We start from the raw sequence: 10132 nt of genomic DNA on the forward strand, positions 1-10132 counted from the left end.
GTGCGGTTGACGCGCACGCCGGCCCACGCGGCGTCCCACCTTCCGACGTGGGCGCGCTCCCCACGCGCGCCCCGGTCCACCGTCGTACTCCCGCGACAGGCCCCCACCCCTCTCGTCCGCCTTGTCCGCGCACCGCCACAACACGCCCCGGACCGACCGGAAACTCGGACCGTTTCGATCAACAATCGCTCACTCTCAGCAACCTGATCGAGCGTCAAACGGCTAGAGAAGCGACGTAATCGTCGATTTGAGCAACTCGGTGTAGCAGCGCCTGTACGAAGCGTTATTCTCCTCAGACGCAATCCGGTACCCCTCCGTCGCTACGACGGGTGAATGGTCCCGCACTGCACGTGATGGAAGCTCTGCCTCTGGGAGTCCCGTGTACCCACACGTCGGGGTTGACGCCTCGGGCCTGGCTACGCTGCGCGCAACGGTCGCTACGGTCCAGGACCTGTTGCGCGACTTCGTCCCCACCGCGTACGCCGTCCCCGCCTTCGCCGCCGCCGCTCCGGCGGGCCCGTGCTACGCACTGGCCGACGGCAGCGCCGCGGTGGGCAGACGAGGACGCGGGGCCGGCGCGGCCACCGCCCGCCGGCCGGCCGCCGACAGCGACAGCGCCCGGATGATGGACCTCGTCGAGCGGGCGCAGGCCGGCGAGGCCGACGCTTTCGGGCGGCTGTACGACCAGTACAGCGACACGGTCTACCGCTACATCTACTACCGCGTCGGCGGCAAGGCGACCGCCGAGGACCTCACCAGCGAGACGTTCCTGCGCGCCCTGCGCCGCATCGGCACCTTCACCTGGCAGGGCCGCGACTTCGGCGCCTGGCTCGTCACCATCGCCCGCAACCTGGTGGCGGACCACTTCAAGTCCAGCCGCTTCCGCCTGGAGGTCACCACCGGCGAGATGCTCGACGCCAACGAGGTCGAGCGCTCCCCGGAGGACTCCGTCCTCGAGTCCCTCTCCAACGCCGCCCTGCTGGACGCCGTACGACGGCTCAACCCGCAGCAGCAGGAGTGCGTCACCCTCCGCTTCCTCCAGGGCCTCTCCGTCGCCGAGACCGCCCGTGTGATGGGCAAGAACGAAGGCGCCATCAAAACCCTCCAGTACCGGGCCGTCCGCACCCTCGCCCGTCTCCTCCCGGACGACGCGCGCTGACCCCGCTCACCGTCGGCCACCTCAACTCACGTTCCGTGAAAGTGGGTTGACTTTCGCATCCGGTCACCGGCAGTGCGTAACCCAAGTGCCGCGCCAGTCGTTGTGCGGGATACAGGCTCCCTGTGGACACGTCCTCGCCACCTCCGCTCACTCGATCGGGTGGAAAGGATCGAGGGCGTGCACCCCCGAGACCCACCGGGGAGTCGACCGTCATGACGAGAGGAGGTGCCGCCAGTGATCGCGAACGTATCGGCGCACCGGCGGGCGCACGCCTTCGCCCAGGCCCTGGAGGAGCAGTCCGACCAGGGCACGGCGGCCGAGCAGTCCGAAGGATCGGCACCGGCCCCGGCCGCTGCGGACCAGACCGAGCGGGGCCGCCTCCTGGCCCTCGCGACGAGTCTCGCCGAGCTGCCCAAACCGGAACTCGACCCCGAGGTCAAGGTCGTCCAGCGCGCCCAGTTGGTCGCCGCGATGGAGGCCATGCTTCAGGCGGGCACCGCGGGCGAGGCGCCGGACTTCGCGGTGCCCGGACAGCGAGGGAGCACCGCTCCCGCCGCCGAAGGGCGCCGGCAGGAGGCGGGCGAGCGCTCGCGGGGCACCCACCGGGCGAGCCCCCTGGGAAAGTTCCGACCCCGCACACGGCTCGCCAAGGGCCTCACCGCGGGCGGCCTGAGCGTCGGCATGGCCGCGGGCGCCTTCGGCGGCGTCGCCGCCGCGAGCTCCGACGCGCTGCCCGGCGACTCGCTCTACGGGCTCAAACGCGGCATCGAGGACTTCAAGCTCAACTACCTCGCCGAAGGCGACAGCGAACGCGGCGAGGCCTACCTCGACCAGGCCTCCACACGGCTCGGCGAGGCCCGCAGGCTCATGGAGCGCGGCCGCGGCGGCGCCCACCTCGACCACGAGTCCCTCGGCGAGATCCGCCGCGCCCTGTCCGGCATGCGCCACGACGCCTCCGAAGGCCACCGGCTGCTGCACGAGGCGTACGAGCGGGACCCGGACTCCCTGGGCCCCATCCAGGCCCTGTCCGCGTTCTCCCGCTCGCACCGCGAGGCCTGGGGCGCCCTGCGGGACAGGCTCCCCGTCCAGCTCGGCGACGTCAGTCGAGAGGTCTCGTCGGTCTTCGACGCCATAGACGAAGAGGTGGCCCCGCTGCGGTCCCTCCTCCCGGAGCCCCCGGCCCGGAAGGGAAGCGGCGGCAGCGGACGGAGCACCGACCCGGTGTCCCCCGGCACCACCCACACCGGCCGCTCCACCGCCCCCAGCACCGGCGACGGACCCGCCGGCTCCGACGGCACCGGCGGCGACACCAGCAGCCCGAGCAGGTCGTCCTCCACCGGCACCGACGACGACGGGCTGCTCGGCGGCGACACCGGCGGCCTGCTCGACCCGCCCCAGGACGCCGACAGCGCCTCCCCGTCCACCAGCGCCCCCGCCACCACCGCCCCGGACGTCACCCTCCCGCCCCTCCTCCCCGGCCTCCTGCCCGGCCTGGGCATCGACAGCGAGGACGCGGACTAGCGGCCCCGTACGGCGGTGAGGGGTGCCCTTCCGGAACCTTCTCCGGGAAGGGCACCCCTCACCGCCGTACCGGCCGGAGACCGGCAGCGCTGAGACTGAAAGCCCGGCAACCCGGCAGCGGCCTCAGAAGAACACCGACCGCCGCTGCACCAGCAGCTTGTACAGCGTGTGCTGGATCTGCTCCCGCACCTGGTCCGTCAGGTTGAACATCAGCATCGGATCCTCCGCCGCCTCCGGCGGGTGCCCGTCCGTCCGGATCGGCTCACCGAACTGGATCGTCCACTTCGTCGGCAACGGCACCGCGCCCAACGGCCCCAGCCACGGGAACGTCGGCGTCAGCGGGAAGTACGGGAAGCCGAGCAGCCGGGCGAGCGTCTTGGCGTTGCCGATCATCGGGTAGATCTCCTCCGCCCCGACGATCGAGCAGGGGACGATCGGAGCACCCTGCCGCAGGGCCGTCGAGACGAAACCGCCCCGGCCGAACCGCTGGAGCTTGTAGCGCTCGCTGAACGGCTTCCCGATGCCCTTGAAGCCCTCCGGCATCACTCCGACCAGTTCGCCCGCCGCCAGCAGCCGTTCGGCGTCCTCCGCGCAGGCGAGGGTGTGGCCGAGCTTGCGGGCCAGCTCGTTGACGACGGGCAGGACGAAGACGAGATCGGCGGCCAGCAGCCGCAGATGGCGGCCCGCCGGATGGTGGTCGTGGACGGCGACCTGCAACATCAACCCGTCCAGCGGCAGCGTCCCGGAGTGGTTGGCGACGATCAGCGCGCCGCCCTCGGCCGGAATGTTCTCCAGGCCCTTCACCTCGACCCGGAAGTACTTCTCGTACACCGGCCGCAGCAGCGACATCAGGACCTGGTCGGTGAGCTCCTCGTCGTAGCCGAAGTCGTCGACGTCGTAATCACCCGTCAGCCGGCGGCGCAGGAACGCCAGGCCGCCCGCGATGCGCCGCTCGATTCCGCCGGCGTCCTCCCGCGGCGGCCGCGGCCGCTCCTCCCCGGTACCGGTCACGGGGTCATCATCCGCCGCGACCGCCCTGGCGGGCAGGGGCCGGCCCTCACCGGCGTCACCGATCCCACGGACCGGCGCCGACTCGCCGCTCGTGCGCCGGCCGCCCCCGCTCCGGCGCCGCGACGGCCGCTGCACGGCGCTCCCACGGGACCGGTCGTCGTCGAACGGAATGACCTTGGCGTCCGCCATCGTTGATGCGCTCCTCAGTTGGCGCTCTGGGTCGGGGGGTGGCCGCCGCCCGCGAGGGGCAGCGCGGCGATCCGGTCGACGGCTCCCGCGAGCACCTCGGGGGGCAGCAGCCCCGGACCCTGACCGCGGGCGAAGTCCGCGAACGTCTCCGCGGTGGTGTACCTCGGCGTGAAGCCCAGCGTCTCGCGCATCTGGTCCGTCGCCACGACCCGGCCGTGGGTGAGCAGCCGGATCTGCTCCGGCGAGAAGTCCGTCACGCCCAGCGTACGGACCAGGGAGCCCGCCCAGGTCACCGCGGGCAGCAGCAGCGGCACGGTGGGCCGCCCGAGCCGCCGCGAGCACTGCGACAGCAGCAGGACGCCGTCGCCGGCGATGTTGAACGTCCCGCTGTTGAGGGTGCCCCGCGCCGGCTCGTGGGAGCCGATCCGCAGCACCTCGATCACGTCGTCCTCGTGCACGAACTGGAGCCGCGGGTCGTAGCCGAGGACCGTCGGCAGCACCGGCAGCGAGAAGTACGAGGCGAGCGGGGTCTCGGCGGTCGGTCCGAGGATGTTGGCGAACCGCAGCACGCAGACCGCGACGTCCGGCCGCCGCCGGGCGAACCCGCGCACATACCCCTCGACCTCGCAGATGTCCTTGGCGAAACCGCCGCTGGGCAGCGACTTCGCCGAGGTCGTCTCGGTGAAGACGGCGGGGTCGCGGGGCGCGGACCCGTACACGTTCGTACTGGACTTGACCACCAGCCGTCGCACGCTCGGCGACTTCTGACAGGCGCCGAGGAGCTGCATGGTCCCGATGACGTTGGTCTCCTTGACCGACGTCCGGCTGCCGCTGCCCAGCGCGGTGGCCGTCACGTCCAGGTGCACGACGGTGTCGGCACCGGTCTCGGCGAGCACCCGCGCGATGGTGGGCTGCCGGATGTCGGCCTGGATGAACTCGGCCCCGCCGAGATGGTGCTCCGGCCGCACGGCGTCCACGGCGATCACCCGGTCGACCTCCGGGTCACGCTGGATCCGCCGTACGAACCGGCCCCCGAGCTGACGGGCCACTCCGGTGACGAGCACAACCTTGCCCAAGATCAGCGCCTTCCTTCCGCACTGGTACCGCCCGGCCGCCGCACTGCTCGCTACCCTGCCGCGTTCCCCGTCCGCGGGCCAACTTAGCCGGTCGGTGTTGCGCCGGTATGACCGCCCGACGCGCCACGTCCCGCAAGGCCACCGTCCGACGCAAGGCGCCCGCCCGTACGACCGGACCGGCCGGATGCCGTCGGCCCCTCCGTACGACCGGACCGGCCGGATGCCGTCGGCCCCTCCGTACGACCGGGACCGCCGGGCGCCCGTCCGGCCCCTTCGTACGACCGAACCGATTGGGCGCCCGTCCGGCCCTGTGCACGGCGTTCGCCCCTCCGCACGGCGCTCCGGAGACGCGTGTGGCCCCCCACCGTGACGGTGGGGGGCCACACCACGCTCTCGCGGCCGATGCCGCGCGAACGAACTGCGCTTACTTCTTGTTGCGACGCTGAACGCGCGTGCGCTTGAGCAGCTTGCGGTGCTTCTTCTTGGCCATCCGCTTGCGCCGCTTCTTGATAACAGAGCCCACGACTACCCTCGCTCACTTCTCATCACTCGGTGCTGGGCGCCATGGGCCCATACGACCTACGAGGGGCTAGCCTACCCGCCCGAGCGCTGAGGTCGTAATCGAGGGGCGGAGGGACCCTGACGTGCCGGTGACGGATCCCCCCGGACCCAGCCGTCAGGCGGTTTCCACCCCCACGTAGCTCTCGCGGAGGTACTCGTGAACCGCGTTCTCCGGGACACGGAAGGACCGTCCCACCCGGATCGCGGGCAGATGACCGCTGTGCACCAGCCGGTACACGGTCATCTTGGACACTCGCATCACCGAGGCGACTTCCGCCACGGTAAGGAACTGAACCTCGCTCAGAGGCCTCTGGTCAGCAGCCATGACACACCTGAACCTTCCGCACTCGACTCGACGGCCACCGGCTTCCCCTTCCGGTGACTCTTCGTCGCTGCGTGCTCACTCCCCAATGTAGGGGCGGGTGATGCGAGTGGGGAAGAGGTGCACCCATCGGCGGCCTACTGTGACAGACACGCCCGATTGAGTACGTAGCGGGTCAGCGGGAGGTAGTAAGCGGACCGCACGCCGTCATCAAGTGGAACGACGACGGACACCGACCCCTCGGCCTCCCCCACGAACGGCGCCGGGTCGTCGGTGTCCGCCGGTCCCATCGCCTCGAACCCCAGCTGACCTGCCCCGCAGAGCCACCCGTGATCCCCGATGACCAGCTCCGGCAGCGGCCCGCCGGCCTCCGCGGCCGCCGCCAGCGCCAGTCGAACCGGGAGGGGCGAGTGGGTGTGCGCGCCGGTCACACCACCGGGGCGCCGCCCCTCCGGACCCCGCACCAGCGCGACACCCCGTACGTAGTCCAGGTTGTACGTGCGTAGTCCGAACCGGGTCGTTATGTCGACACAGCGACCCTGCGCGGGGGTGAGAACCTCACATCCCGCCGCCGACAAAGCGTCCGCGATCCCGCCGTAGAAACCGAGCAGCCGATGCGGGTGCCCGGTGCCCAGAAGCACGGGCGCGGCACGCCGGGCGACCTCGGTCAGCCGCTCCGCGAAGGCGTCGAGGGCCGCCAGGGTCCGATCGGGGTCGATCACATCATGCCCCGAAACGTCCGCCGGATCGGCCGAAACCCCGCACTTGGCCGCCATCAACCCGACCAGATCCCGCACCTCCCAGGTCCTCTCGGGATCGATACCGATCAGCACCCGGGGATCGCGGGCGGCGAAGAGCCGGTAACGGCGAAGGCTCTCCTCCCGGGAGGTGGCCACCACCCCGGCCAGCCCGGCAGCGAGCAGATGGGCCCTGAGGGCCGCGGTACTCCACACGGGGGTGATGGTGCGCGAGGAGGACGGGGGGCGTCCCGGGAACGGCCGGAAAGCGCACGGTCGGCGTAAGCCCGCCGTCTCCCCTCCCGTCGCTGCGCTACGGCAGCAGCCCCCGCAGCGGATAGGCGGCCCGCCGCGTCGCCAGCACCGCCTGGTCCAGCCGGTCCGCGGGGTCGTACCCCGCCTCCCAGTCCGCCCACTCCACGGGCCACCGCCCGTCGGTCATCCGCCCGGGAGCCAGCTGCCTGGTACGGGCGAAGACGTCCTGCCGCCATCCCTCGGGGATCACCGTCTCCGGCGGCACCGGCGCCCCCGCCGCCACGCCCACCAGATGCGCCCACGACCGCGGCACCACGTCGACCACGGCGTATCCGCCGCCGCCCAGCGCGATCCACTTCCCCCCGGCGTGCGCGTGCGCCAGGTCGTGGCAGGCCGTCTGCACGGCCCGCTGGGCGTCCAGCGACACCGCGAGATGGGCGAGCGGATCCTCGAAGTGCGTGTCGGCCCCGTGCTGGGTGACCAGGACGTCCGGCCGGAAGTCGGCGATCAGTTCCGGCACGACGGCGTGGAACGCCCGCAGCCATCCCGCGTCCCCGGTCCCCGCCGGCAGGGCGACGTTCACCGCCGACCCCTCGGCGCGCTCCGCCCCCGTCTCCTGGGGCCACCCGGTCTGCGGGAACAGCGTCCGGGGATGCTCGTGCAGCGAGATCGTCAGGACCCGCGGGTCCTCCCAGAACGCCGCCTGCACCCCGTCCCCGTGGTGCACGTCGACGTCCACGTAGGCGACCCGTTCCGCCCCCAGCTCCAGCAGCCGCGCGATGGCCAGCGAGGCGTCGTTGTAGATGCAGAACCCCGACGCGCCGCCCGGCATCGCGTGGTGCAGGCCGCCCGCGAAGTTCACCGCGTGCAGCGCGTCCCCGCGCCACACGGCCTCCGCCGCGCCCACGGACAGCCCGGCGATGAGGGAGGACACCTCGTGCATCCCGGCGAAGGCCGGATCGTCCATCGTCCCCAGCCCGTACGAGGTGTCCGCCGCGCCCGGGTCCAGCGAGGCCGCCTTCACCGCGGCGATGTAGTCCTCGCGGTGCACCAGCCGCAGCGTCGACTCGCCGGCCGGTTGGGCGGACGCGACCGTCACCTCACGGTCGAGCCCCAGGGCGTGGACGAGCCTCCGGGTCAGATCCAGCCGGACCGGGTCCATCGGATGGTCCGGGCCGAAGTCGTAGCCCGTTACTGCCTCGTCCCACATCAGCTGTGCGCGGCCGCTCATGCCCGCCACCGTATCGGTCCGGCAGAGCGGCGAACGACCGGGCGTACACCAACGTCACCAGCACCAACGCCATCGGCACCACCATCGCCCCCCGGTAGCTCCACGCGTCCCCCAACGCCCCCACCAACGGCGAACCGATCAGGAAACCCACGTAGTTGAAGACGTTGAGCCGGGCGACCGCCGCGTCCGAAGCCCCCGGGAACATCCTCCCGGCCGCGGCGAACGTCTGCGGCACCAGCACACACAGCCCCACTCCCAGCAGGGTGAACCCGCCGATCCCCAGCCACGCCCCCGGGGCGACCGCCACCACGGCGAACCCCACCGCGGCCACCAGCGCCCCCGCCCGCACGACGCCCACCGCCCCGAACCGCCGCACCCCGAAGTCCCCGACGGCCCGCCCGAGCAACGTCGTCACCATGTACACGTTGTACGGCACGGTCGCCAGCTGCTCGGACCCGCCCAGCACGTCCTGGAGGTACTTGGCACTCCAGTTGGAGACGGTCGAGTCCCCGATGTACGCGAAGGTCATCACCAGGCACAGCGGCAGCAGCGCCCGGAAGACGACGCCGTCACCGTCCCCCCGCCCGGCGCTCTTCCCGGCCCGGTCCTCCGCCCGTCCCTCCTCCCGGAGGGTGCCGCCGTCCCCGTCGGCATACCACCGGCTCCCCACCAGCACGGCCGGCAACAGCACCGCCACGACCGGCAGATACGACACCCAGAGCGCGAGGTGCCAGTGCGCCCCCGCCCATGCCAGCGAGGCGCCCAGGATTCCGCCCAGGCTGTACGCGGCGTGGAAACCGAGCATGATGCTCCGCCCGTACGCCCGCTGCATGCTCACCCCGAGCATGTTCATCGAGGCGTCCAGCATCCCCACCGCCAGTCCGAAGACCGCGAGCGCGGTTCCGAGCGCGACCATGCGCTCGCCCGCCCCGACGCCGAGCAGCGCCAGGAGCACGACCGGCTGGGACCAGCGCAGCAGCGAACGCGCCGGTATGCGCTTCACCAGCTGTTCGGTGGCCACGCTGCCGACTCCGGCGAGGACGGGCACGGCGGCGAGGAAGAGCGGCAGCAGCGCGTCCGACACCCCGTACCGGTCCTGGATGGCCGGGATCCGGGTCACGAGCAGGGCGAAGGCGACACCCTGCGCGAAGAAGCCGAACGCCAGCGAGGCCCTACCGCGCCGCAGCACTTCCGTCATGGCGGCGAGCGTAGGGCTCCGGCGTACTGGTGGGTAGATCCAGCCGAAGATGAATTTCCTTCACCTTCAGGGGGTCGGGGTGGGCGGGTGCCAGGGGTCAGGCGAGCAGGTCGGCCAGCTCGGCCATGTCGGAGAAGAGGCGGTCGGCTCCGGCCAGCTTCTCCGCCGGCGTCATGGCGGTGAACCCGTACACGTCCATCCCGGCCGCGACGGCCGCCTGCACCCCGAGTGGTGAGTCCTCCACGACGACGCAGCGCCGCGGCGCGACTCCCATCCGCTCGGCCGCGTACAGGAACAGGTCCGGGGCCGGCTTGCCCCGTCCCACGTCCTGCGAGCTGAAGATCCGTCCCTCGTCGAACCACCGGTCGAGCCCGGTCGTCCGGTGTCCCACCCGGATACGTTCATGACTGCCGGAGGACGCCACACAGTACGGCACCCCGTTCGCGGCCAGTTTCTCCAGCACGGCGGCGGCCCCGTCGACGGCGACCAGTTCCTGCTCGAACGCGGCGAAGACCCGGGCGTGGAAGACGTCGTCGAAGTCCGCCGGCAGCCGCTGCCCGGTCCGCTCCAGGACCAGCTCGTGGATCCGGTGCATCGCGGACCCCATGTAGTCCCGGATCGATTCCTCGTACGTCGTGGGGTGCCCCAGCTCGGTCAGATGGGCGGCGAGCAGCCGGTTGGAAATGGGTTCGCTGTCGACGAGCACACCGTCGTTGTCGAAGATGACCAGGTCGTAGTCCATGTTTCGACCCTAAACGCAGAAATCCCCCGTGCCGACCGGCACGGGGGATTTCTCAAAAATTGTTCGGCGGCGTCCTACTCTCCCACAGGGTCCCCCCTGCAGTACCATCGGCGCTGTAAGGCTTAGCTTC

Annotated in this window: 10 protein-coding genes and 1 rRNA gene; 2 read left to right on the forward strand and 9 right to left on the reverse strand. The window is 71.7% G+C overall.

Annotated elements, in window-relative coordinates:
* The first annotated feature begins 379 nt into the window (after nucleotides 1-379).
* Both ACZ3KJ_RS11770 and ACZ3KJ_RS11775 read left to right on the forward strand, forming a co-directional pair.
* Nucleotides 380-1159, forward strand: coding sequence for an ECF subfamily RNA polymerase sigma factor, BldN family (locus tag ACZ3KJ_RS11770; protein ID WP_467526335.1), 780 nt, complete (start codon nucleotides 380-382; stop codon nucleotides 1157-1159).
* A gap of 234 nt (nucleotides 1160-1393) precedes the next feature.
* Nucleotides 1394-2680, forward strand: a complete 1287-nt coding sequence (locus ACZ3KJ_RS11775; protein ID WP_467526336.1) for a DUF5667 domain-containing protein — start codon at nucleotides 1394-1396, stop codon at nucleotides 2678-2680.
* 123 nt (nucleotides 2681-2803) lie between these two features.
* On the opposite strand, the gene ACZ3KJ_RS11780 is transcribed toward ACZ3KJ_RS11775, so the two are convergent.
* The 9 genes from ACZ3KJ_RS11780 to rrf form a co-directional block, all read right to left on the reverse strand.
* A complete protein-coding gene (locus ACZ3KJ_RS11780; RefSeq protein WP_467526337.1) occupies nucleotides 2804-3880 on the reverse strand; it encodes a lysophospholipid acyltransferase family protein in 1077 nt (358 codons plus the stop codon).
* A 14-nt stretch (nucleotides 3881-3894) separates the two neighbouring features.
* Nucleotides 3895-4956 (reverse strand): NAD-dependent epimerase/dehydratase family protein, encoded by a 1062-nt coding sequence (locus tag ACZ3KJ_RS11785; protein WP_467526338.1) that lies wholly within the window; start codon nucleotides 4954-4956, stop codon nucleotides 3895-3897.
* A gap of 424 nt (nucleotides 4957-5380) precedes the next feature.
* The gene (locus ACZ3KJ_RS11790; protein WP_003948845.1) at nucleotides 5381-5479 is read right to left on the reverse strand and encodes a 30S ribosomal protein bS22; all 99 of its coding nucleotides are present in this window, start codon (nucleotides 5477-5479) and stop codon (nucleotides 5381-5383) included.
* A gap of 153 nt (nucleotides 5480-5632) precedes the next feature.
* Complete coding sequence (locus ACZ3KJ_RS11795; RefSeq protein ID WP_162655568.1) at nucleotides 5633-5842, reverse strand: helix-turn-helix domain-containing protein; 210 nt, start codon at nucleotides 5840-5842, stop codon at nucleotides 5633-5635.
* A 134-nt stretch (nucleotides 5843-5976) separates the two neighbouring features.
* Nucleotides 5977-6792, reverse strand: coding sequence for a phosphatase (locus ACZ3KJ_RS11800; protein WP_467526339.1), 816 nt, complete (start codon nucleotides 6790-6792; stop codon nucleotides 5977-5979).
* Between the two features lie 97 nt (nucleotides 6793-6889).
* Entirely contained in the window at nucleotides 6890-8041 is a 1152-nt protein-coding gene (locus ACZ3KJ_RS11805) for an acetoin utilization protein AcuC (protein WP_467526371.1), read from the reverse strand.
* A complete protein-coding gene (locus tag ACZ3KJ_RS11810; protein ID WP_467526340.1) occupies nucleotides 7932-9260 on the reverse strand; it encodes an MFS transporter in 1329 nt (442 codons plus the stop codon). The genes ACZ3KJ_RS11805 and ACZ3KJ_RS11810 overlap by 110 nt, the downstream gene beginning before the upstream one ends.
* 97 nt (nucleotides 9261-9357) lie before the next feature.
* Complete coding sequence (locus tag ACZ3KJ_RS11815) at nucleotides 9358-10002, reverse strand: HAD family hydrolase (RefSeq protein WP_467526341.1); 645 nt, start codon at nucleotides 10000-10002, stop codon at nucleotides 9358-9360.
* Nucleotides 10003-10063: 61 nt separating this feature from the next.
* Nucleotides 10064-10132 (reverse strand): 5S ribosomal RNA (gene rrf, locus ACZ3KJ_RS11820); the annotation flags it as partial.

The sequence above is a fragment of the Streptomyces sp. NPDC003248 genome (assembly GCF_055563235.1).